This is a genomic window from Povalibacter sp., assembly GCF_036520495.1.
Lineage (GTDB): Bacteria > Pseudomonadota > Gammaproteobacteria > Steroidobacterales > Steroidobacteraceae > Steroidobacter.
Window position 1 is genome coordinate 187,215 of sequence record NZ_DATDJO010000026.1, and the last position, 21,590, is coordinate 208,804.

The 21,590-nt window shown below is 62.4% G+C and carries 21 protein-coding genes; 8 read left to right on the top strand and 13 right to left on the bottom strand.

The window, feature by feature from the left end:
* Positions 1-82: 82 nt before the first annotated feature.
* The gene (gene htpG / locus VIZ63_RS09775; protein ID WP_331609389.1) at positions 83-1,957 is read right to left on the bottom strand and encodes a molecular chaperone HtpG; all 1,875 of its coding nucleotides are present in this window, start codon (positions 1,955-1,957) and stop codon (positions 83-85) included.
* A 254-nt stretch (positions 1,958-2,211) separates the two neighbouring features.
* On the opposite strand from htpG, the gene VIZ63_RS09780 reads away from it, so the two are divergent.
* Together VIZ63_RS09780 and VIZ63_RS09785 are read left to right on the top strand one after the other, a co-directional pair.
* The gene (locus VIZ63_RS09780; RefSeq protein ID WP_331609390.1) at positions 2,212-3,786 is read left to right on the top strand and encodes a serine hydrolase domain-containing protein; all 1,575 of its coding nucleotides are present in this window, start codon (positions 2,212-2,214) and stop codon (positions 3,784-3,786) included.
* A 76-nt stretch (positions 3,787-3,862) separates the two neighbouring features.
* On the top strand, positions 3,863-4,861 hold the full coding sequence (locus VIZ63_RS09785; RefSeq protein WP_331609391.1) for a serine hydrolase domain-containing protein: 999 nt from the start codon (positions 3,863-3,865) through the stop codon (positions 4,859-4,861).
* Between the two features lie 158 nt (positions 4,862-5,019).
* On the opposite strand, the gene VIZ63_RS09790 is transcribed toward VIZ63_RS09785, so the two are convergent.
* Positions 5,020-5,685, bottom strand: coding sequence for a DsbA family oxidoreductase (locus tag VIZ63_RS09790; RefSeq protein ID WP_331609392.1), 666 nt, complete (start codon positions 5,683-5,685; stop codon positions 5,020-5,022).
* A 179-nt stretch (positions 5,686-5,864) separates the two neighbouring features.
* Positions 5,865-6,227, bottom strand: a complete 363-nt coding sequence (locus tag VIZ63_RS09795; RefSeq protein WP_331609393.1) for a hypothetical protein — start codon at positions 6,225-6,227, stop codon at positions 5,865-5,867.
* 258 nt (positions 6,228-6,485) lie between these two features.
* On the opposite strand from VIZ63_RS09795, the gene VIZ63_RS09800 reads away from it, so the two are divergent.
* Positions 6,486-7,112 carry a glutathione S-transferase family protein gene (locus tag VIZ63_RS09800; RefSeq protein ID WP_331609395.1) on the top strand — a complete coding sequence of 209 codons (627 nt, stop codon included), beginning with the start codon at positions 6,486-6,488 and terminating at the stop codon, positions 7,110-7,112.
* A 114-nt stretch (positions 7,113-7,226) separates the two neighbouring features.
* On the opposite strand, the gene VIZ63_RS09805 is transcribed toward VIZ63_RS09800, so the two are convergent.
* The 7 genes from VIZ63_RS09805 to VIZ63_RS09835 form a co-directional block, all read right to left on the bottom strand.
* Complete coding sequence (locus VIZ63_RS09805; protein WP_331609396.1) at positions 7,227-7,463, bottom strand: hypothetical protein; 237 nt, start codon at positions 7,461-7,463, stop codon at positions 7,227-7,229.
* 45 nt (positions 7,464-7,508) lie between these two features.
* Positions 7,509-7,838: a quaternary ammonium compound efflux SMR transporter SugE gene (gene sugE / locus VIZ63_RS09810; protein WP_331609397.1), complete on the bottom strand. Its 330-nt coding sequence runs from the start codon at positions 7,836-7,838 to the stop codon at positions 7,509-7,511.
* Between the two features lie 153 nt (positions 7,839-7,991).
* Positions 7,992-8,513, bottom strand: a complete 522-nt coding sequence (locus tag VIZ63_RS09815) for an N-acetyltransferase family protein (RefSeq protein WP_331609398.1) — start codon at positions 8,511-8,513, stop codon at positions 7,992-7,994.
* Positions 8,514-8,552: 39 nt separating this feature from the next.
* Positions 8,553-9,047: a signal peptidase II gene (gene lspA, locus VIZ63_RS09820; protein ID WP_331609399.1), complete on the bottom strand. Its 495-nt coding sequence runs from the start codon at positions 9,045-9,047 to the stop codon at positions 8,553-8,555.
* A 6-nt stretch (positions 9,048-9,053) separates the two neighbouring features.
* Positions 9,054-9,464 (bottom strand): low affinity iron permease family protein, encoded by a 411-nt coding sequence (locus VIZ63_RS09825; protein WP_331609400.1) that lies wholly within the window; start codon positions 9,462-9,464, stop codon positions 9,054-9,056.
* A 40-nt stretch (positions 9,465-9,504) separates the two neighbouring features.
* Positions 9,505-9,786 carry a DUF2277 domain-containing protein gene (locus VIZ63_RS09830; RefSeq protein ID WP_331609401.1) on the bottom strand — a complete coding sequence of 94 codons (282 nt, stop codon included), beginning with the start codon at positions 9,784-9,786 and terminating at the stop codon, positions 9,505-9,507.
* 332 nt (positions 9,787-10,118) lie between these two features.
* A complete protein-coding gene (locus VIZ63_RS09835) occupies positions 10,119-10,664 on the bottom strand; it encodes a phosphatase PAP2 family protein (RefSeq protein ID WP_331609402.1) in 546 nt (181 codons plus the stop codon).
* A 283-nt stretch (positions 10,665-10,947) separates the two neighbouring features.
* On the opposite strand from VIZ63_RS09835, the gene VIZ63_RS09840 reads away from it, so the two are divergent.
* From VIZ63_RS09840 to aceK, 5 genes are all read left to right on the top strand, one after another.
* Complete coding sequence (locus VIZ63_RS09840) at positions 10,948-11,334, top strand: four helix bundle protein (protein ID WP_331609403.1); 387 nt, start codon at positions 10,948-10,950, stop codon at positions 11,332-11,334.
* 115 nt (positions 11,335-11,449) lie between these two features.
* Positions 11,450-12,136, top strand: coding sequence for a response regulator transcription factor (locus VIZ63_RS09845; protein ID WP_331609404.1), 687 nt, complete (start codon positions 11,450-11,452; stop codon positions 12,134-12,136).
* Positions 12,093-13,391 carry a HAMP domain-containing sensor histidine kinase gene (locus VIZ63_RS09850; RefSeq protein ID WP_331609405.1) on the top strand — a complete coding sequence of 433 codons (1,299 nt, stop codon included), beginning with the start codon at positions 12,093-12,095 and terminating at the stop codon, positions 13,389-13,391. The genes VIZ63_RS09845 and VIZ63_RS09850 overlap by 44 nt, the downstream gene beginning before the upstream one ends.
* A gap of 228 nt (positions 13,392-13,619) precedes the next feature.
* Positions 13,620-14,921 carry an NADP-dependent isocitrate dehydrogenase gene (icd, locus tag VIZ63_RS09855; protein WP_331609406.1) on the top strand — a complete coding sequence of 434 codons (1,302 nt, stop codon included), beginning with the start codon at positions 13,620-13,622 and terminating at the stop codon, positions 14,919-14,921.
* 298 nt (positions 14,922-15,219) lie between these two features.
* On the top strand, positions 15,220-16,986 hold the full coding sequence (gene aceK, locus VIZ63_RS09860; RefSeq protein WP_331609407.1) for a bifunctional isocitrate dehydrogenase kinase/phosphatase: 1,767 nt from the start codon (positions 15,220-15,222) through the stop codon (positions 16,984-16,986).
* Positions 16,987-17,117: 131 nt separating this feature from the next.
* On the opposite strand, the gene VIZ63_RS09865 is transcribed toward aceK, so the two are convergent.
* The 3 genes from VIZ63_RS09865 to VIZ63_RS09875 form a co-directional block, all read right to left on the bottom strand.
* The gene (locus tag VIZ63_RS09865) at positions 17,118-17,897 is read right to left on the bottom strand and encodes a hypothetical protein (protein ID WP_331609408.1); all 780 of its coding nucleotides are present in this window, start codon (positions 17,895-17,897) and stop codon (positions 17,118-17,120) included.
* Positions 17,898-18,044: 147 nt separating this feature from the next.
* Positions 18,045-20,978, bottom strand: coding sequence for a serine/threonine-protein kinase (locus VIZ63_RS09870; protein WP_331609410.1), 2,934 nt, complete (start codon positions 20,976-20,978; stop codon positions 18,045-18,047).
* 43 nt (positions 20,979-21,021) lie between these two features.
* Positions 21,022-21,588, bottom strand: coding sequence for an ECF-type sigma factor (locus VIZ63_RS09875; protein WP_331609411.1), 567 nt, complete (start codon positions 21,586-21,588; stop codon positions 21,022-21,024).
* Positions 21,589-21,590 lie beyond the last annotated feature (2 nt).

Sequence of the window (21,590 nt, forward strand, 5' to 3'; positions counted from 1 at the left end):
GGGACCTCTACGGTATGCGCTCGACGCCGCCCCACACGGGCAGGGCGGCGTTCTCGTACGCGACGGCCTCAGGTCGAGGCAACTACTTCATCGACAGCAACAGGCGATTGAGCCGATGCACGAACGCGGCCGGTTCAGGCAGCTGGCCGCCATCCGCCAGCGTTGCCTGGTCAAGGACCAGCAGCGACAGATCATCGAACTCCGCATCGTCCTTTGTCGCATCGATCCGCGCCAGGAGCGGGTGCGTTGGATTGATTTCCAGCGCTGGCTTGACGGACGGCGCCTTCTGCCCCGCTGCTTCGAGAATGCGGCGCATCTGCGCGCCCATGTCGTTCTCGCCCAGCACCAGGCAGGCCGGCGATTCGGTGAGACGCTGCGTCACACGCACGTCGCTCACCTTGTCGCCCAGCGACTTCTTGATGCGCTCGATCAGTTCCGCGTGTTCCTTCGCCAGCGATTCCTGCGACTTTTTTTCGTCCTCGGTCTGCAGGGCGCTCAGGTCCAGTTCGCCGCGGGCGACATTCACGAACTTCTTGCCGTCGAACTCATGCAGATGATCCGCCAGCCATTCGTCGACCCGATCGGACAGCAGCAATGCCTCGATGCCCTTCTTGCGCAGCACCTCCAGGTGCGGGCTCGACTTCGCGGCGCCGAAGGTATCGGCAATCACGTAGTAGATGGCCGTCTGACCCGGCTTCATGCGCGCCACGTAGTCTTCGAGCGAAACGTCCTGCGAGTCAGCGTCGGTATGCGTCGACGAGAAACGCAGCAGCTTGGCAATGCGCTCGCGATTGGCATGATCTTCGGCCGGACCTTCCTTGAGCACCGAGCCGAACTGCTTCCAGAACGTCGCGTACTTCTCGGGCTCGTCCTTGGCCAGCTTGGCCAGCAGATCGAGCGTGCGACGCGTGAGGCCGGTGCGAATCGTGTCAATGGCCGGATCCTGCTGCAGCATTTCACGCGAAATATTGAGCGGCAGATCGGCGGAGTCGACCACGCCCTTCACGAAGCGCAGGTACAGCGGCAGGAACTGCTCGGCGTCGTCCATGATGAAGACGCGGCGGACATACAACTTGACCCCGCGCGCGGCGTCGCGATGCATCAGATCGAACGGCGCACGGGCCGGGATATACAGCAGGCTCGTGTACTCCTTCTTGCCTTCGACCTTGCCGTGCGACCACGCGAGCGGATCGGTGTAGTCATGCGTCACATGACGATAGAACTCCTTGTAATCGTCGTCTTTCAATTCGGTGCGCGGCCGTGTCCACAGCGCCTGCGCGTGATTGACGGTTTCGTATTCGGCATCCGTCTCCGACTTGCGCATGCGCACCGCAAAGGCAATGTGATCCGAGTACTTGCGAACCAGCGCACGGATACGGAACGCATCGGCGAATTCGTATTCGCCTTCCTTCAGATGCAGCACGATCTTCGTGCCGCGTTCCGGCAGCTCGACATTGGAGACCGTGAAATCGCCATCGGCGCGAGATTCCCAGTGCACGCCTTCGCTCGCAGGCTCGCCCGCCCGGCGCGAGAAGACCTCGACCCGGTCGGCCACGATGAAGGACGAATAGAAACCGACGCCGAACTGGCCGATGAGCTGAGCATCCTGCTTCTGGTCGCCACTCAGCTTCGACAGGAATTCCGCGGTGCCGGACTTCGCGATCGTGCCCAGATGGTCGATCGCCTCCTGGCGGGTCATGCCGATGCCGTTGTCGGTGATCGTGACCGTGTGGGCCTTGTCGTCGGTGTCGATCGTGATGGCGAAATTGCTGTCGCCGCCCGCGAGTTCCGGCCTGGCCAGCGCTTCGAAACGCAACTTGTCCAGCGCATCGGAGGCGTTGGAGATGAGTTCGCGTAAGAAGATTTCCTTGTGGCTGTACAGCGAATGGATCATCAGCCGCAGCAGCTGTTTCACTTCAGCCTGAAAACCCATTGTCTGGGTGGCACTATCGGTCATCGGTCGGGCTCCATCTGGGATTCGCGAGGGCGCGAATGATATTTGACTGCGGGCCAAATGGGGCGCCCGGAGAGGATTTTCAAGGTGGCGGGGAAAGCCAGGCCAGGATCTGCCTGTGGGTGCGGCGCCGGCCGGGCTTCTTCAGGACTGGTCCGGCTGAAACCGGACCCACAGGGAGTGGGCTTCTACGGGAGAAGTGCCGGCAAGTGTCCAGCGGGTTAGGCTGACGCCACAGCCAGCAACAACCCCGCCGCATGCCACTCAACTTCTCTCGTGCCCCACTGCTCGCCGCACTTCTGGGCATCGCTTCCTGCGCGCAGGCACCCGCACAGCCCTCGCAGATCGAGACCTTCGACACCATCGTCGACGACGTCGTCCAGCGATACCACCTTCCCGGCATCGCACTCGGCGTCATCCAGGATGGCAAGGTCATCTACAAACGCACCGCTGGTGAACTCAGTGCGGGTTCCGGTCAGCAGGTGAACGCCGATACCCTGTTCAAGATCGCCTCGAACAGCAAGGCCATGACGACGGGTGTGCTGGCGCGACTGGTCGATGCGGGAAAGCTCAAGTGGGACGACCCGGTCACGAAGTACCTGCCGCAGTTTCGCATGTACGACGCGTGGGTCACACAGAACATGCAGGTTCGCGACCTGCTGATTCACAACAGCGGCCTGCGAGAAGGCGCGGGCGATCTGATGCTGTGGCCGGAGCCGAATCAGTTCACGCGCGCGGACATCATCGCCGGGCTTGCGCACCTGATGCCGCAGCACAGTTTTCGTTCGCGCTACGCCTACGACAACCTGATGTATGTCGTTGCCGGCGAAGTCGCCGCGGCGGCCGGCGGTGCGAGTTACGAAGATCTCGTGCGTCGTGAATTGTTCGAACCGCTCGGCATGTCCCGCTGCCAGGCCGGGGCATTCAACCGCGAGGCCGTCGGCAATGTGGCGCAGCCGCACATGCGCCAGTACAACGGCAATGTGGTCATCCGTGCCGATGAGGCGAACGTGCCAGTCAGCACGTCTGCAGCGGCCGGCGGCATTCGCTGCAGCCTGAACGACATGCTGACGTGGATGCAGCTGTGGCTGGACGCGGACCTGGAATCGCAGCAGGGCGACGTATGGCTCTCGAAAGAACAGCGCACCGCGGTGTGGAGCGCTCATACGCCCATGCCACTCTCCAGGCGCCAGCGCGAATGGGATGGCAGCCGCTTCAATGCCTATGGCTACGGCTGGCGCGTCTCTGATGTCGACGGCGTGCTGCGGGTCGCACATACGGGCACGCTCGCAGGCATGTTCTCGGCGGTGAATCTGTTTCCCGAGCGCAATGCCGGCTTCGTCTTCCTGATCAATGGCGATGGCAGCGACGCACGTGCCGTGCTGAACACCGTTCTGGCGAAGTACCTCACGGATCCGGACCGGGCGAGAGCGGTCACCTGGTATGCGCAATCACTGGAATCGGAGCGCGCACGGGAGCCTGCCGAGAACCGCGCGCACGACACATCCTCGCGGCAGGCGGTTACACCGGGGAACATGACCCAATGGCTCGGCGTTTATCGCGATCCCTGGTTCGGCGACGTGTCGATCTGCGCCCGGGAAAGCACTGTTGGTTTCGTCGCCGCAAAGTCGCCGCGGATGGCCGGACGCATCATGCAGGTCGGCGAACGACGGCTGGTGGACTGGGACGACGACAGCATCGACGCCGAGCCCTGGCTCGAATTCTCCTCCGCGCAGCCGGCAACGTTGCAACTCAGCAAAGTGGATCCGGATGCCGACTTCAGCTATGACTACGACGACCTCGCGTTCACCCGGATACGTGATTGCCCATGAGATGAGGCGCGCGCTCCTCCTGACACTGACGATTGCAGTCGCCGCCTGCAGCAATGGCGGCGAGCGGAATCCACGCATGCAACAACAGCAGATCGACGAACTCATGAGCGCATACGACGGCGAGGTGCCCGGCGCCTCGGTGCTCGTACTGCATAACGGCTCAGCGGTCGTACATCGTGGCTACGGCTTTGCCGATCTCGAGAAGCGCACGCTGGCCGCGCCGGACACCAATTACCGCCTTGCCTCGGTGACCAAGCAGTTCACTGCCGCCTCGATCCTGCTGCTGATGCAGGATGGCCAGTTGCAACTCGACGATCCCATCAGCAGATGGTTTCCCGATCTCCCGTCTGCCACGAAGGCCATCACCGTTCGTCATCTGTTGTCACACCTGTCCGGCCTGATCGACTACGAAGAAGTCATCCCGGCTGACATGACGCAGCAGCTGCATGACGCCGACATACTGAAAATCCTGGAAGGACAGGACCGCACCTACTTCGCTCCGGGCACGAGCTATCGCTACAGCAACGGTGGCTATGCCTTGCTCGCGCTGATCGTCGAGCGGGCATCGGGCAAAAGCTTCGCGGCCTTCCTGCGCGCGCGTATCTTTCAACCCTTGCGCATGAGCAACACGGTCGCCCATCAGGAAGGCGTTTCGGCCGTTCCCCATCGCGCTTACGGCTACACCTTCGAGAATGGCAGGTGGGGTCGCACCGACCAAAGCCAGACGAGTGCCGTGCTCGGCGACGGCGGCATCTATTCATCCATCGACGATCTCGCGCGCTGGGACGCGGCGCTCTACGACGAGCGTCTGTTGAGCGACGAGTCTCGTGAACTCGCGTTCACGCCAGTGACCAGGACGGAGGATCCACGAATCGAGTACGGCATGGGCTGGCGCATCACACCAGAAGAGGTCGGCGGCACGACGCTGTGGCATTCCGGCGAGACGCGCGGCTTCCGCAACGTCATCGTGCGTTATCCGCAGCAGCGCCTCACCGTGATCGTGCTGACGAACCGGGAAGAGCCGGAGCCGTATCAGACAGCACGATCGATCGCGCAGTTGTTTCTGAATGAGTAGCGCAACGCGCTTCAGGGCAGCTCTGAATTATTCCGTGCGCCCTGAGTCTATCGAAGGGGAGTCTATCGAAGGGCGCCGATTCCCCGCGCATGAGTACGCTGGGGCCTTCGTGCATGGTCCGATGGATGAACCATTCCTTCCGGGAGACGCGCTGAACCTCAGGTCCCGGACTGCTGCTGCGTCTCGGCAGCAATCTTTCGCAGCGCCTGCTCGAACATTTCGACGGGCTGACCACCCTGAATCAGGTATTGACCATTGATGATCACGGACGGCACTGCACGAATGCCGTGCTGCGCATAGAACTGTTGGCGTTCACGAACCTCTGCGGCGTAACGATCTGATTCGAGCACTTCGCGAGCGCGCGCGGGGTCAAGACCGGCGCTGGCCGCAATATCGACCAGGACCTCACGATCGCTGGGATTGCGACCGTCGGTGAAGTACGCCGTAAACAGCGCATTCTTCAATGCCGATTGATGGCCCTCCAGTTCGGCCCAGTGCAACAGTCGATGCGCATCGAATGTGTTGTAGATGCGACCGCGCTTCTCCATGTTGAACGAGAAGCCGAGTTCGGCGCCACGGGCGCGGATCCCTTCCTGATTGCGCGCCAGTTGCTCCGGCGTTGATCCGTACTTCTGCGCAATGTGTTCGGCGATGTCCTGTCCCTCCGCCGGCATCTGCGGATTGAGCTCGAACGGCTGGAAATGGATGTCCGCAGTGACGGCGTCGCCGATGCGCTGCAGAGCCTGCTCGAGCGACCTGAGCCCGACGACGCACCACGGGCAGGACACATCGGACACGAAATCGATCTTCAACTGAGTGGTCATGGCTGGACTCGGGAGGGGACGCAGGGACAGGGCAGGGACAGGTAGATGCGATCTATCCAGCAACACTTCAAGGGCAGCCGCGAGTCGCACCGCTCCCGGTCAGGCCCGCCTCGAGTTTCCCCAAAAAAAGCCAGCCCAAGGGGCTGGCTTTCTTCTACCTCATTGAGGATATTTGCAGATCAGGTCCGGTTGCGATCGCGCTCACTGCGATTGTCGGTGCTCCCACCTTGCTGGCCGGTCCGATTCTGGCTCTGTCCAGGCTGGTCAGTGCGCTGGCCGGAATCCTGGCGCTGTTGACCGGTTGCGGTGCCGCCGGACTGTTGACCCGGGCGCTGCGTACCCTGCCCGGGCTGACCCTGTCCGGGCTGATTCTGCACGCTCGGGTTCGGATTTTCCTTGTTCGGATTTTGCTTGTCGGGACTTTCCTGGGCCTGCTGGTTGCTCTTGCGATTCTCCTCGCCCATCTGGCTCCCGCCCTGATTGATGCGATTCTGCTTCTGCTGCTCTTCGCTGCGCTTCTGATCGTCGGTGCGATTCGGCATGTGAGTCTCCTGTTGTCGGTGCAAATCTTTGTCGAGGCATGGTCGATCGACCATTCGATACCTGCACCGGATATCCTCTTGATCAACGTTCGGCACGCAGTGAAGTTGCAGCGTGAAGGAGACGTTTTTTGCGTGCTGCGGCTATGTCCGACAGCGCTTTTCTTACGCCGTCGGCAGGTCGTACGAAATCGCACGACGCAGAGTGTCGGACGCGACCACGCTCGCACGTCCTCGTGTGACTGCACCCGGAGACCCGACATGAAGCTGTACGAATTCGCCCCCACCCGCTCGATCCGCGCACGCTGGACCTTGCAGGAGCTCGGCATCGATTTCGAATCGGTTACCGTGAACTTGCCGGCGGGCGAGCATCGCTCACCTGACTTCCTCAAGATCAATCCAGCGGCAAAGCTGCCGGTGCTGGTCGACGGCGATCTGGTCGTCACCGAGTCGGTGGCCATCGTGTTGTATCTCGCCGAAAAATATCCGCAGAAGAAGTTTCTGCCGACGGACCTGCGTAAACGCGCCGAGCTGTATCGCTGGTTGCTCTTCACCGCGACAGAATTGGAGCAGCCGCTGTGGCGCATTGCCCGCAATACGTTTCTCTACCCCGAGGAAGAACGCCAGCCGCAGGACGTGGAACTCGCAAGTCGCGATTTCAAAGGGATGGCGGCAGTGATGGAGACACACATGAAAGGCCGCGAGTTCGTGGTCGGCGATACGGTCACGGTCGGCGATTTCGTGCTCGCGTACACGCTCGACTGGGCGACGATGGAATCACTGCTCGATGACTACCCGACGCTACGCGCGTACCTGGAACGCATGTATGCGCGCCCCAAGGCAGCGATGCGCATCGCACAGGCGGCGGCGAGCGTCGGAATCGGCTGATGCTTGCACGGCGCGCTGCGTGAATGGAAGGTGTAATGCCACCATGCCATCGAATAGTTGCTGAAGCCCGGTCGGATCATCGCGGCGCCCAGCAGCTCGCGATCACGTGGCGATTCATGGCCAGCCGATGAATATATTCTCGAGTCGCCGCACCCAGGCATCGGGAACGAATCGCGCGAAGCCGACGAGCGTGACTGCCAGCATGGCGCAGACCGGCATCGCGTGGCCCGGCACATTCCACGATGGAAATGCCAGGCATGCGATGGCCAGCCCCGCGAAAAAAAATCCAAGCGCAAGCAGGAAGCGCCGCGCGCTGCGCGCGTCGGAGTCATTGTCCCGGGGTGTCGGCATGCAATCACTCTAACGCAGCGAACGCGCTTCGCGATCCGCCCGAACCTACGACGTGCTGAATTTGAGACCTGCGACACCCGCGACAATGAGCAACAGGCTGAGCACGCGCGTGAGGCTCGCGGACTCGCCGAACGCGACGATGCCGACGACCGCCGTTCCCACCGCGCCGATGCCGACCCACACCGCGTAAGCCGTACCGATCGGCAGTGATCTCAGCGCCACCGCCAGCAACCCGATGCTGACGATCAACGCCACCGCGGTGCCGACGCTCGGCCAGAAACGCGTGAAGCCATTCGTATATTTGAGCCCGACGGCCCACGCGACCTCGAAGAGGCCGGCCAGCAACAACAGCAACCAGGAAAGATGAGGAGACATAAGTGCACCCGGCGATTGACGCGGGGTCGTCCCCTGAAGATCTGGCACCGTGGGGTCGTCCCCGCGCCGCGTACGGAATCGGTCGATTCAGTACGGGCTCTTAGGTCGAGCGACGCACTGGAAGTTCCCTGCCTGACAGGACATCGAAAAGCTTCAACCATCCACCGGTGTTACCGGCGTCTGGAGAATGCGCTGATAGAAGGCGAGATCCAGCCAGCGGCCGAACTTGAATCCCGCTTGCCGGATCGTTCCCGCGTGTGTGAAGCCCAGCTTCTCATGCAGCGCAATGCTGGCTGCGTTCGCGACGTCGATGCCGCCGACCATCACGTGGTACTCCTGTCGCGTGGCCGCCTCGATCAATTGCTGCATCAGCGCCACGCCCAGGCCGCGGCCGCGATGGTCTCTGTGGATGTAGATGGAATGTTCGACGGAGTATTTGTACGCGGGCCAGGCGCGAAACGTCCCGTAACTTGCGAAGCCCAGCAGCGCGCCGCGCTCGTCGGTCGCGCCGATGACAGGGAATCGACCGGCCGTCTTGGCGTTGAACCAGCCCGTCATGTTGTCCGATGTGCGCGGCCGATAGTCGTAAAGCGCGGTGGAGTGAACGATGGCGTCGTTGAGGATGTCGAGGATTTCCGCGCCGTGAGACTCAAGACTGCAGTCGATGAATTGCACTCTGCCTCCCCTGTTCAAGAATACACATGAGCTGCAGCATCAGCGCTTCGAGTCGCGCGGCTTGATCATGAAATCGACGATCAGCAGCCATATCACGCCCGTCATGATAGCCACGTCCGCCACGTTGAAGACCCCCGTGCGCAACGACCCGATGCCCAGATTGACGAAGTCGACGACATAGCCGCCATAGGCGATGCGATCTATCAGGTTGCCGGTGCCGCCGGCGAGAATCAGCGTCAGCGGCACGACGTTGCGCGGATTCACGTTCTTCCATCCCAACAGGTAGACCAGCAAACCCAACAGCACGACGCCTACACCCGCGGACAGCAGCGCCTGTCGCCAGCCCGGCGACAGAGAGTTTCCCAAACTCAGGAACGCGCCATAGTTGTGCGCCAGTTGCAGACGCACGGTATCACCAAGATAGGACCACGCCTCTTCGCGTGGCAGATAGGTCTTTGCCATCGACTTGGTGAACTGGTCGCAGCCGACACAGGCCAGCAGCACGACACAGACGAGGAGAACGCGGCGGGGCATGGCCGATCAGGTGTCCGGCGTATCCGTATCGAGTTGGCCTTTCGCGATCGCCCCGCGCGCCTCCGTGGCAAGCGCCTCATACCGCAGCTTGAACACCATCAACGCCTTCTCATCGAGTTCTTCGAGATCGAGCAGCGCATTGTGCGCTCCCTTCGTTGCGCGAATCAGTTCGTCGAGCTTCACCTGCATCGCTTCGGTATCGCGGTTCTGCGTGTTCTGGATCAGGAACACCATCAGGAAGGTCACGATCGTCGTACCCGTGTTGATCACGAGCTGCCAGGTATCGCTGAACTTGAACAGCGGACCGGTGATCGCCCAGACGACGATGACCAGCATGGCCAGCAGGAACGTGACAGGCCTGCCTGTGAAGCGCGCCGCCGCTTTCGCCAGGGAGGAATAGGCATTACCAGCGAACATGGCAGTCCCCCTGAGTCATTCGTAAAGTCGCGCCGACGGATCAGGCCTGACGCAATGGCGGAAAGCGCATGACGGAGCGGGCCTTGGCACGTTGCGCCTCGACCTCGCGGTCGCGCGGTTCGGCGGTCGTAACCAGCGACGCGATCAATGCCTCCGCCGCAGCCGCGACCTCGTCGACGGCGCGATTGAAGGCCGCTTCATTGATCTTCGACGGACTGTTGAAACCGCTGAGTTTTCTCACGAACTGCAGCGAGGCGGCGTGGATCTCCTCCCGCGTCGCCGGCGGCTCGAAATTGAAAAGGGTCTTGATATTCCGGCACATGGTCGCCCCCGAAGTACAGGACTACGAAAGTGTAGTCCCTGCTACCCCGGAGGACGAATGGCCATCGGCCATATGGACAGTGATCGGTCCCGGCGTCAGGCGAAATCCGGGCCGGAGACTGAAGTCGAATCAGCGAAGCAGCGGCCTTCGGCGCGTCGTCCGGCTATAACCGAAGAAAATTCCATGGGAAAGCCGGACCCGTCGCAGAACAGAAGATGCTCTGCACCCTCGCAGGCGCCCCTGTGGGTTCGACTTCAGTCGAACGTCAGCGAAGCGCGAGAATGTCAGACGAACCCTGACCTGCAAGATGACCTGGACTCGTGCGGTCGATCTCAGAACGGTATCAGCACCATGCTGGCCAGAGCCAGGCTCGCGCCGAGCAGCGCGCCTGCAGCCACATCGCTGGGGTAGTGCAACCCCAGAACGACACGCGACATTGCCACGAGCAGCGTGAAGGGGACACAGAGCAACGCCAGCTCCGGATGACTCGCCGTGATCAGCACCGTGAAACTCACGGCATGCAGCGTATGCCCGGACGGGAAGCTGTAGCGATCCAGAACCTTCGTGCCGGGCACGACGCCGGCAAGCGAAATGTACGGCCGCTCGCGCACCAGCCGCGATTTCAGATACTTGTACAACGCAAGCCCGGTGAAGCCGACGATGGCCATGCGCAGGACAGGCAGCAACGCCGACTGGCCGTAGATCAGCGGCAGCGACAGCACCAGCGTGTACCAGAACACACCATCACCGAGACGGCTCACGGTCGCGAACAGCTCGCGAACGCGCCGCCCGCTGCAGCTGCGATTCAACCGCAGGCACCAGCCGTACTCGATCGCATCGACACGCCGGAACAGTTCTTCAGTTCTCGCGGAGGCCATGTCAATCACCTCGCTTCGGTTGCTGCGCGCACTTTGCCCCTCCCGTGCTGCGCGCGATTGACAGTTGTGTGTCGGTTTTGTGATTCAGCGACCTGGCGCTAGTTCTGTGACCCCTTTCACGGTATCGGCGGTTCACGCTATCGGCGGTCCTGAGGCCGCTTCGCGGCAAGGGAGCCCGTACGGCAGGCGGGCCGCGAGGCGGCAGGCAGGCCGACAGGGTCGGCAGGTCAGAAGCCCGTCGGCAGTATCATGCGTTTGAATCATTCAACACCAAGGACGGCTCATGGCTCATACATCCTTTGAATCGTTACGCGTCTGGCATGACGCAAGACATCTGTCAGCGCGCATCTACCAGACATCGAACAGCGCGGCATTTGAACGAGATCGAGGACTGCGCGACCAGATTCGCCGCGCTGCGATCTCGGTCATGTCGAACATCGCTGAAGGTTGTGAGCGCGGCAGCCGCAAGGAATTCGCGTACTTTCTGTCAATAGCCAAAGGATCGGTCGGCGAATTGCGCTCGCAGCTATACGCGATCGAAGACATCGGCTACCTCGAAGGCAGCGTCGCTGCCGATCTGAGACACGACGCAAAGATCATTGCGCGACGAATCTCGGCACTGATCACCGTTGTCAGAAAAAACATCCCCGCCAATAAAGCCTCGCCCTGAATATCGCTCTCATCGACCTGCCAATTCCATTGGCCCGCCTGCCGCGCTTCGCGGCCCACCTGCCGCACGGCCTTCCTGCTCGCGCAACGAGCCATCCTTCCTGCACAATCCACCCATGCAGCTGCTGCTGATCGAAGACCATCGAGACATTGCCGACAATATCGCCGAATACTTCGGCGCGCGCGGCGATGCCGTTGCGCATGCGACGGATGGCAACACGGGTCTCGATCTCGCGCTGAATGAGGAATACGACGCGATCGTGCTGGATCTGATGCTGCCGGGCATGGACGGTCTGACGGTCTGTCGCAACCTGCGTCAGGCGGGGCATACACGCGTGCCGATCCTAATGCTCACGGCGAAAGACCTGCTCGAGGACAAGATCGAGGGGTTCGAGGCTGGCGCCGACGACTACCTGGTCAAGCCGTTTTCCCTGGTCGAACTGGATGCGCGACTGAAAGCCCTGGTGCGGCGTGCGAGTGCGCCGGAAACCCCGCGGGTGCTGACGGTGGGCGATCTGAAGTTCGATCTCAATACGCTCGAAGCCGAGCGCGCCGGCGAACGCATCAAGCTGAATCCGACCACCCGGCGCATTCTGGCCGTGCTCATGCAACACAGCGGCCGCGTAGTGACGCGCGCAGAGCTCGAACACGAGCTGTGGGGCGATCGCGCGCCGGAAGGTGATTTCCTGCGTGCCCACATGCACGCCCTGCGCACGGCCATCGACAAGAATTTCCCAGTCAAACTTCTGCACACCATCCATGGCACGGGCTATCGACTTTCGCCGGATCCGCCTCGTCCGTGACCTGAGCGAGCGGCTCGCACGACTGAGTCTGCGAGCGCGCATCGCGGGCACGATGATCGCGCTCGTCGCCATTGCCGGCGTTTTGCTTGCTGCGTGGTCGGTGCTGGCCGATGAGCGCCTCAAGCGCAACGTCACCTACGACCTGCTCTCCGAGGAACTGGCCCACTATGAGCAGCGGATGCGCATCGATCGGGGCGCGGAACCGCTGCGGTCGGCGCGACTCAGCATCTACCGATCCAGTGACTTCGCCCAGTTGCCGCGACGGATCGCCACGCTGCGGCCCGGCGAGATGCATCGCGTGCGCTCGGAAGGCCGCATCCTCGATGTGCTGGTGCGCGACGGCGATTTCGGACGTCTCTACATCACATACGACGTCACGACGCATGCGCGACAGCAACTGATCGCCATCCTCATCATTGCGTTCGGCGTGGTGGGCATCGTCGCCGTCGCCGGTTGGGCGGCATTCGGCATTTCCGGCCGGTTGGTCAAACCCATCAATGCGCTCGCGAACCGGCTCACCGACATCGACCCCGGTCAGCGTCACGTACGCATCGGCGCCGAGTTCGCCGGCAACGAACTCGAGCCCATTGCACGCTCCATCGACAGCTACATGGAACGACTGGATGGCTTCGTCGAGCGCGAGCAGTCGTTCACGGCGACCGCGAGCCATGAGCTGCGCACTCCGCTGGCGGTGATTCGAGGCGCGGTGGAATTGCTCGAAGCACAGATGGTGGATCGTCCCGCCACCGCGAACGCCCTCGGTCGCATCCAGCGGGCCGTGCGGGAGATGACTGAATTCACCGACGCGCTTCTGACGCTGTCGCGCGAGGAACGAGCGGCGCGGGACAGTGACTCGGGCTGCGAGATCCAGCAGTTGCTGCTCAGAGTCGTCGAGGATCTGCGCAGCGTGACGCCGCACAAGAAGATCAGCGTAGCCATCGATCGGCGCGATGCCGTTCGAGTCGCGGCCCCCGAAAGCATGGTCGCCATGCTGATCGGCAACATCGTGCGTAACGCCCTGCAGCACGGCACGGCCGACAATGTGCATTGCCGGCTGCAGGGCCGCGAACTCAGCGTGTCGAATGCCGGTTCTCTGCCGCCCGCCGATCCCTCGAAACCTACGCGCCGTTTCACCACCCATCCGGGCGGACATGGCATGGGCCTGTACCTGGTACGCCGCATCTGCGAGCGCTATCGCTGGGATATCCGGCTGGAAAACACGGCTGGAGGCGTGGAGGCCAGAGTGGGATTTTGAAGAAGGCGCTGGTCAGCGGCCTGCTGGCCAGAGTGAGGGAATGGCTGAGATACATCGGTGCAGTGCACTTTTCCGCTGCAGCAGGAAGTTTTTTCCGGCGAGCGGTCCAGCAGACCCCGTTGGCCAGTCCGCCAGCCCGCCCTTGGGCGGGCTCGTCTGCTATCATCCAGCGCCTCGAAATTCCCCTTTCGATCAGCGTTTCCCTCAAGATTTATCGGAGTTCCGTCGATGTCGACAGCGGTCAAACTCAACGTGCCGGCCCAGGGCCAGAAGATCACCATCCAGAACGGCCAGCTCACCGTTCCGGATCAACCCATTATCCCGTTCATCGAAGGCGACGGCACCGGCCCGGACATCTGGCGCGCCTCCGTACGTGTGATGGACGCCGCGGTCGAGAAGGCCTATGGCGGCAAGCGCAAGATTCACTGGATGGAGGTCTATGCGGGCCAGAAGTCCAATGACCTGTTCAACACCTGGCTGCCGGACGAAACCGTCGCGGCCTGCCGCGAATACCTCGTCTCCATCAAGGGACCGCTGACCACGCCGATCGGCGGTGGCATCCGCTCGCTGAACGTCGCGCTGCGTCAGATGCTGGATCTGTACGTCTGTCTGCGTCCGGTACGCTGGTTCAAGGGTGTGCCTTCCCCGGTGAAGAACCCAGGCAAGGTCGACATGGTGATCTTCCGTGAAAACACCGAAGACATTTACGCCGGTATCGAATTCGAAGCCGGCACGCCGGACAACCAGAAGTTCCTCGAAGCCTTCAAGGCAGCGTTCCCGAAGCAGTACGCCAAGATCCGCTTCCCGAACACCTCGGGCATCGGCATCAAGGCCGTGTCGCAGGAAGGCACCGAGCGTCTGTTCCGCGCCGCCATCGAGTACGCGATCGCCAACCAGCGCAAGAGCGTGACGATCGTGCACAAGGGCAACATCATGAAGTTCACGGAAGGCGCATTCCGTAACTGGGCCTATGCACTGGCCGAAAAGGAATTTGCCGAGCAGACCTACACCTGGGATCAGTGGGAACGCACCAAGGCTGAAAAGGGCGAGAAGGCTGCCAACGAAGAACAGGATGCAGCGAAGAAGGCCGGCAAGATCATCATCAAGGATGCGATCGCCGACATCACGCTGCAGCAGATTCTGACGCGTCCGGAAGAATTCGACGTCATGGCGACGATGAACCTGAACGGCGACTACCTGTCGGATGCACTGGCCGCACAGGTCGGCGGCATCGGCATCGCGCCGGGCGGCAACGTCAACTACGTCACGGGCCACGCGGTGTTCGAAGCCACGCACGGCACGGCGCCGAAGTACGCCAACCTCGACAAGGTGAACCCGGGTTCGGTGATCCTGTCCGGCGAAATGATGCTGCGTTACATGGGCTGGACCGAAGCAGCCGACGCCATCATCAGCGCGATGGACAAGGCGATCGGTCAGAAGACCGTCACTTACGACTTCGCCCGTCTCATGGAAGGCGCGACGGAAGTGAAGTGCAGCGAGTTCGCGGATGCGATGATCCGCAATCTGTGATTCCGGCTGACTGGCAAGCTGGCCAGAGGTGAGGATCGGGGCGCGCAAGCGCCCCGATTCGTTTGCGCAGCATTCCGCTGTGGGTCCGGCCGCCGGACAATTCCTGTGCCTCAGATGTCCGACTAAAGTCGGACCCCACAGAAAACCACGGATCCGATGATTGCGAGGCGCCTGGCACTGGCTGATTCGGGGCGCGCAAGCGCCCCGAATCGTTTGTGCCCCGGGAAACTCACCCCGGACTGCCGCAATCCTGCTTCAGGCCTAGCGCCTGGGGCCTGGGGCCTAGTACCTTTCCCCCATGTCCTCCGCCGCCACCACCCCCACCCTGTCCCGCGACGTTCTCGTCGAAGGGTGCGCGGCGGCCCTCGTCGAAGCCTTCGCCAACTACAACGCAGAGTTCCGTGCCATCACGCGGCGCGCGCCGCAGCGGTTCGAAGCGCGCGACTGGAAAGGCAGCCAGCGCGATGCCGTCGAGCGCATCGAGCTGTACGAGAAGTGCATCAGCCGCGCTGTCTCGCAGATGCTCACGCGGCTCGCCGACGATGTCGCGGAGCGTGCCTTGTGGAGCAGCGTCAAACGCCGCTTCACCGAACTGATCGAGGCTTTTCCCGATCGCGAGTTCGACAAGACGTTCTTCAACTCGGTGACGCGCCAGACGTTCGGCACCGTGGGTGTCGATGCCGCCGTGGAATTCGTCGCGCTCGATCTCGATCCGATCAGCGAGATCCGCAATCAGATCGAGACCAACCTCTACGTGAATCGCGGCTCGCTCGAATTGCTGTTCGAGGAGGTGCTGGCGGATTTCCGCTTCCGCACGCCGTATCTGGATTTCGACCGCAGCGTGCGCATCATCACGAACGAAGTGCGTGGGCAATGCGAAGCGGATGCGGTGGCTTCGCGCCCGCCGCTGGAAGTCGAGAAGATCGAGTTCATCCGCGTGCCGTTCTACCAGATGACCCGCGCCTACATCGTGGGCCGGATTGCGGGCAAGGGCTGGATGCGGCCGTTCGTTCTCAGCCTCAAGAATTCTGAAAGCGGCGTCCTGGTCGACGCCGTCATGATGGATGAGAGCAGTGTGAGCATTCTGTTCAGCTTTACACGCTCCTATTTCCACGCCGACCTGCCGCACGTCGGCCAGGCGGTGGTGTTTTTGAAGACCATCCTGCCGCGCAAGCCCATCAGCGAGCTCTACACCGTGCTGGGCCGCGCCAAGCAGGGCAAGACGGAGCGCTATCGCGAACTGTTCCGGCATCTGCAGCAGAGCACCGATCAGTTCGTGCATGCGCCGGGCGAGAAAGGGCTGGTGATGATCTGCTTCACCCTCCCCTCGTTCGACGTCGTGTTCAAGATCATCCGCGACCGCTTCGCCTATCCGAAGAACGTACTACGCGAAGAAGTGCTGCAGAAGTACGAGATGGTGTTCAAGCACGATCGCGCCGGACGGCTGGTCGATGCGCAGGAATTCAAACGCCTGAAATTCCCGCGCGCCCGGTTCTCGGAGGCCGTGAGCGAGGAACTGCGCACCGAGGCGGCCAACACAGTGCATTTCGAGGACGGCGAGATCGTCATCGATCACATCTATATCGAGCGGCGCATGACGCCGCTGAATCTCTACATCCGTAATGCAACCCGCGAAGAAGCCGAGCGCGCGGTGCTGGATTACGGCCAGTGCATTCGCGACCTGGCGGTCACCAACATCTTCGCCGGCGACCTGCTGTTGAAAAACTTCGGCGTCACACGCCATGGCCGCGTGATCTTCTACGACTACGATGAACTCTGCGCCGTGACCGACTGCCGGTTCCGCGATATACCGCAGGCCCGGCACGAGGAAGACGAAATGCGCGCGGAAGCCTGGTACCACGTCAACGACAACGACGTCTTCCCCGAAACGTTCATGCAGTTCCTCGGTTTCGACCAGCATCTGAAAGACATCTTCCTGCAAGTCCACGGCGAAATCCTGACCGCCGACTGGTGGCGTGGGATCCAGCAGCGGCTCGCCGAGGGCGATGTGATGGAAGTGCTGCCCTATCACCGGCATCGGGTGAGGGTGTTCAGCAGTGGCTGAGTGACTCGCAGCCGGCCAATTGGCGAACTGGCCAACTGGTCGGCTGGCCAGCGATGAGAGGCGCACAGCCCCGCTTCTTTCCTTCTATCGGGCCAGTCAGCCGGTTGACCAGTTGGCCAGCGACCAGCTCATCACTGCAGAATTCGCGCGACCCCATACCCATCAACATTGTCTCGCGCCAAGCCACCGAGCACGATCCGGCCGTCAGTCATCACCGCGACGCTCTCTGCGATATCGGTGAAACCGAAGAAGTCGACCGTCAGCCGGCCGCCGCCGTTACCAGCGAATGCCGTGTCGAGCGAACCATCCGTGTTATAGCGCGCGAGTGCGAACTCGGGATTGGTCTGGGTGGAACTCGCGCCGGCCACCAGAATCCTGCCGTCGTCCTGCAACGTGACCGCCCGGGCCGAATCTCCTCTGTCGGTGAATGGGGTGCTGACGATGCCAGCCGTGCCGAAGTTGGTATCGGGACTACCGTCGGCATTCAGGCGGCGAACTGCGAATTGTGTTCGCGTAGCCGGCGGCGTGGCGACTTCGACCTCGCCCACCAATACGAGCTTGCCATCGCGTTGCACAGCCAGGCCTTCGCCGACACGCGCGCCGCTCAGCGTCAGCAGGCCGCCAGCGCCAAAAGCCGGATCGGGAACTCCCCGTGCGTCATAGCGCGCGACGTCGGTGTGATCGGACCCGGTGAATGTACCGATGGGCTCACCACTCACGACGATCATCGCATTCGACTGCACAACGACATTGCGGGCCGTGTTCGTGCCATCGCCAATGTCCGTTGCAAGTCTGCCGCCCGCGCCGAAACCTGGATCGAGCGAACCATTGCTGTCATAGCGGGCAATGGCGAAGTCAGAGAAGTCGTTGTTCTGGCCCGTGACCGGCACATCGCCAACCACTCTGTCCATCGTCCCATCGCCTTCTCCGCCAGATCGTTCTCGCCACCGACCGATCGCAACCTGCCTTGCCATGCAAAGCCGGGGTGCTTATCCGAGAGAACGGATCGCGACGGAGAATCCGGCCAGCGATATCAGTCCGGCGCGCTGCCCGGAAGGTCAATGGATCTGCGCGGCACTCAGGAGAACACGATCGCCTTCGATGGGTGAGACAGCGAGGATCTGTTCGGCGCGTCGTAGCGCCTGCCTCGCATCAACAGGTCGATCGAGGATCGACAGGGAACGACCCAGCCATGCGGCGGCTTCGCCCGCGGAGCGATTGGTCGCGTCGAAGCTCCGCCAGAAGGCATCGGCCTGCTGCAGCAGGGTCAGCGCTGCGCGCGCGTCTTCCCGTTGCAACAAGAGCCTCGCACGACCGACCAGCAGCTCGGCATGTGCCGGGGTCATGTGCTGCTTCTGCACGTCACTGAACAGCTCATCGGCGCGGCTGAAATGAGTGTCTGCTGCTTCGAACTCCCGCAACTCGAGCGCCACCCACCCTGCCTCTGCCTGCGCATGTGCGAGGTCACCGCGATGACCGCGATGGACCGAAGCTGCCTCTACTGCCTTCAGCAGCCACGGCCTGGATTCTTCGTACTTGCGCTGCAGTCGCAGCACAGTGCCGAGATTGCGCATCGCCAACTGTCGTGCACGCGCGCCAACGTTGCCTTCATGGTCCAGCACCTGATGCAGCTGGGTTTCCGCCTCGGAAAAACGTCCGAGGTAGCCGAGTGCAAGGCCCAGGCTGCTGCGGGCATGCAGCGCCTCCAGATCTGCGCCTGCCATCGTCGCCAGGCGGATCGCCTCGCGGAGTTGGGTGATGGCCTCTTCGGTGCGACGCGCGGCGAGCAATGCTGCACCCAGCTTGCGGACACGGCCGGTGTGCGCAACGGAACCCGGCTCCGCCTGTTTGAGATAAATCTCCACTGCACGCCGGGCATCTGCAATCGCGCCATCGAGGTCACCGCGCTCGATGTCCGTCGGCACAGTCGCCGACAAGGCCTCGCCCACTGAGCGGCTGTCCGGTCCGAAAACCGTAGCTGCGCGTTCGGCGGTGGCATGGAACAGCGCCGATGACGCATCGAAATCGCCTACGACACCGAGCGCCTGCGCGTAGTACAGGGAAGACTCCATCACGCGCGGATGAGCAAGATCCTGTCGATGCAGGTCCAGCATGAGCCGGTAGGCATCACGCGCCGGCGTTACGGCCTCCTCGCGACGCTGCGTCAGTGTGTAGACATGGCTGAGTTGCTGCAGGCCTGTGGCCACTTCAGCCGATTTCCTGCCCAGCGACAGCGACGCCGCATCGATCGCTTCGAGCGCCGACTTCTCCGCCAGCGCGTAGTCCGCGAACACGATACCCAACGCGGCCTGCTGTAACTTCGCGCGCGCAAACAGCGGTGTCGATTCGTTGCGCGCTTGCTTCAATGTCGCAAGCGCATGGTTCAGCGAAGCCAGCGAGTCATCGTTCCTGCCCAGGTACTCGTATGACTGCGACAGCGCCAATCGCAACCGGGCGTCCATCATCGGGTCGTGGCTGTCCGCGCCCGCCTGCAGTTGCACGGCCTGTTCGAGAACTCGCGCAGCATCCTGATGCTGCTGCAGACCGAACAGGCTTTCGCCAATGATGGCGAGCAGTTCGAGCCGCAGGTACGGATCGGCGTCGGCGCGTTCATTGAGCCTGCGCTCGGCCTGTGCCAGCAGCTCCGGTGCCGAGACCACCTTTCCTTGTTCCTGCGTCGGATCGGCTTCCCGAAACACGGCAGCGATGAAGTCCTTGACCTCGTCCGCCCTGGCCTTCTCCATTCGCACGGCACGTGACTGCCACAGGACCAGCGCAGCACCCACCAGGATCGCCAGAGAGATTCCGCTGACCGCTCCCACGGCCAGCTTGTTGCGTGCCGCGAATTTTTGAACGCGATACCAGGTGCTGTCCGGCCGCGCCAGCACCGGCCGGCCCGACAAATGCCGATCGATATCTTCGACCAGCGTGTGTACGGTCGCGTAGCGTTCCTCGGGCTTCTTCTTGAGCGCCTTGAGCAGGATCGTATCGAGATCGCCGCGCAGCGACTTACGCCAGGGACCCGTGGCTACATCGCTGGGGCAGGCTGGCTCTGCCCGCAGAATCGCCTCTTCCAGTGCGCCTCGCGAATCGCGCTTGAGCCGGTAGGGCCGCGTTCCCGTGAGCAGTTCATAGAGAATGACGCCGAGCGAATAGACATCGGAGGCAACCGACAGCGGCTCGCCGAGAATCTGCTCGGGTGACGCATAGTCCGGTGTGAGCGCTCGTCCTGACAGCTGCGTCAGGCGGCTTTCGTTCACCTGACCTTCGTCCATCAACCGCGCAATCCCGAAATCGAGCAGGCGCACCTGCCCTTCTGCGGTCACCAGAATGTTGCCGGGCTTGAGATCGCGATGCACGACGAGCTTGCCATGCGCATACGCCACGGCGGAGGCGACCTGACTGAAGAGTTGCAGCCGCGCTGTCAGTCCGAGGTTTTCTTCCTGGCAATACAGATCGATGGGTCGGCCTTCCACATACTCGAGCGCGAGGAACGATTGGCCATCGTCAGTCAGTCCCGCGTCGTACAAGCGCGCGATGTTCGGATGCGTCAGCGTCGCGAGAATCTGACGTTCACGCACCATGCGTTCGGCGAGCCCGACTCCGCGCCATGTCGCGTGCGGCAACTTGAGCGCCACGGGCCGATCGATCATTCCGTCGAGCCGCTGCGCGAGCCACACCGTTGCCATGCCGCCGCTGCCCAGCTCGCGGAGCAATCGATAGGGGCCGACCACAGTGTCGCTGTCCAGCGAACGCAGTGCCGCGTCACTGCCGCCTGCGGGCAGCGGAATCTGCGGCAGCACTGCGAGGAAGTCGTCCGCTTCGAGCTGCACTGCAGATTGCAACAGCTGGCGCAATCGCGGCAGGATCGCCGCATGCGTTGGCGCGAGCTGCAGCAGCCAGTCATCGCGTTGCTGCGCCGGCAGGCTCAGTGCCTCATCGAGCAGCCTGTTGATGCTGGCACTCTCGTCCGGGGAGGTATCAGAGGGCATGGTTGGGTCCTGCAGTAAAACAGGCGCCGATCCGTCAACCGACCTATCGCAGAGCCTCGGCCAGCAACACGCGGGCCTTCTCCCAATCACGTCGCACGGTACGCTCCGCCACACCCAATGCATCGGCGATCTCGGCCTCGGTCATGCCGGCGAAATAGCGCATTTCCACGACCTGCACCATTCGCGGGTCGTACTGCGCGAGGTCATCGATCGCCTCGTGCACACGCAGGATCTCGTCGGCGCCTGCCGTGTTGTCATCGATCTGCGAATTCAATGTGACATGTCGAACATCGCCGCCGCGGCGTTCCGCCTGTGCGGCACGCACCAGGTCGATGATGACGGAGCGCATCACATGACCCGAGTAGCGCATGAAGTGCTGACGATCCTCCAGCCGCAGCTGCCCGACTTCGGCAAAGCGCAGATAGGATTCGTGCACCAACGCCGTGGTATCGAGCAATGCGCCGGAACGGTTGCTGCCCAGTCGGATGCGCGCCAGCCGGTGCAGATCGGCGTACGCCGCATCGAATAACGACTGCAATGCACCGGCGTCACCGCTCTCCGCGCGACGAATCAGATCGGTCAGGGCCGGCGCCGTTTCCATGACCCGCATTG

Bases quoted from the DNA above. Each gene is read 5' to 3' on its own strand.
- htpG (WP_331609389.1), bottom strand. From the start codon at position 1,957: ATGACCGATAGTGCCACCCAGACAATGGGTTTTCAGGCTGAAGTGAAA.
- VIZ63_RS09780 (WP_331609390.1), top strand. From the start codon at position 2,212: ATGCCACTCAACTTCTCTCGTGCCCCACTGCTCGCCGCACTTCTGGGC.
- VIZ63_RS09785 (WP_331609391.1), top strand. From the start codon at position 3,863: ATGCAACAACAGCAGATCGACGAACTCATGAGCGCATACGACGGCGAG.
- VIZ63_RS09790 (WP_331609392.1), bottom strand. From the start codon at position 5,685: ATGACCACTCAGTTGAAGATCGATTTCGTGTCCGATGTGTCCTGCCCG.
- VIZ63_RS09795 (WP_331609393.1), bottom strand. From the start codon at position 6,227: ATGCCGAATCGCACCGACGATCAGAAGCGCAGCGAAGAGCAGCAGAAG.
- VIZ63_RS09800 (WP_331609395.1), top strand. From the start codon at position 6,486: ATGAAGCTGTACGAATTCGCCCCCACCCGCTCGATCCGCGCACGCTGG.
- VIZ63_RS09805 (WP_331609396.1), bottom strand. From the start codon at position 7,463: ATGCCGACACCCCGGGACAATGACTCCGACGCGCGCAGCGCGCGGCGC.
- sugE (WP_331609397.1), bottom strand. From the start codon at position 7,838: ATGTCTCCTCATCTTTCCTGGTTGCTGTTGTTGCTGGCCGGCCTCTTC.
- lspA (WP_331609399.1), bottom strand. From the start codon at position 9,047: ATGCCCCGCCGCGTTCTCCTCGTCTGTGTCGTGCTGCTGGCCTGTGTC.
- VIZ63_RS09825 (WP_331609400.1), bottom strand. From the start codon at position 9,464: ATGTTCGCTGGTAATGCCTATTCCTCCCTGGCGAAAGCGGCGGCGCGC.
- VIZ63_RS09830 (WP_331609401.1), bottom strand. From the start codon at position 9,786: ATGTGCCGGAATATCAAGACCCTTTTCAATTTCGAGCCGCCGGCGACG.
- VIZ63_RS09835 (WP_331609402.1), bottom strand. From the start codon at position 10,664: ATGGCCTCCGCGAGAACTGAAGAACTGTTCCGGCGTGTCGATGCGATC.
- VIZ63_RS09840 (WP_331609403.1), top strand. From the start codon at position 10,948: ATGGCTCATACATCCTTTGAATCGTTACGCGTCTGGCATGACGCAAGA.
- VIZ63_RS09845 (WP_331609404.1), top strand. From the start codon at position 11,450: ATGCAGCTGCTGCTGATCGAAGACCATCGAGACATTGCCGACAATATC.
- VIZ63_RS09850 (WP_331609405.1), top strand. From the start codon at position 12,093: ATGGCACGGGCTATCGACTTTCGCCGGATCCGCCTCGTCCGTGACCTG.
- icd (WP_331609406.1), top strand. From the start codon at position 13,620: ATGTCGACAGCGGTCAAACTCAACGTGCCGGCCCAGGGCCAGAAGATC.
- aceK (WP_331609407.1), top strand. From the start codon at position 15,220: ATGTCCTCCGCCGCCACCACCCCCACCCTGTCCCGCGACGTTCTCGTC.
- VIZ63_RS09865 (WP_331609408.1), bottom strand. From the start codon at position 17,897: ATGGACAGAGTGGTTGGCGATGTGCCGGTCACGGGCCAGAACAACGAC.
- VIZ63_RS09870 (WP_331609410.1), bottom strand. From the start codon at position 20,978: ATGCCCTCTGATACCTCCCCGGACGAGAGTGCCAGCATCAACAGGCTG.
- VIZ63_RS09875 (WP_331609411.1), bottom strand. From the start codon at position 21,588: ATGCGGGTCATGGAAACGGCGCCGGCCCTGACCGATCTGATTCGTCGC.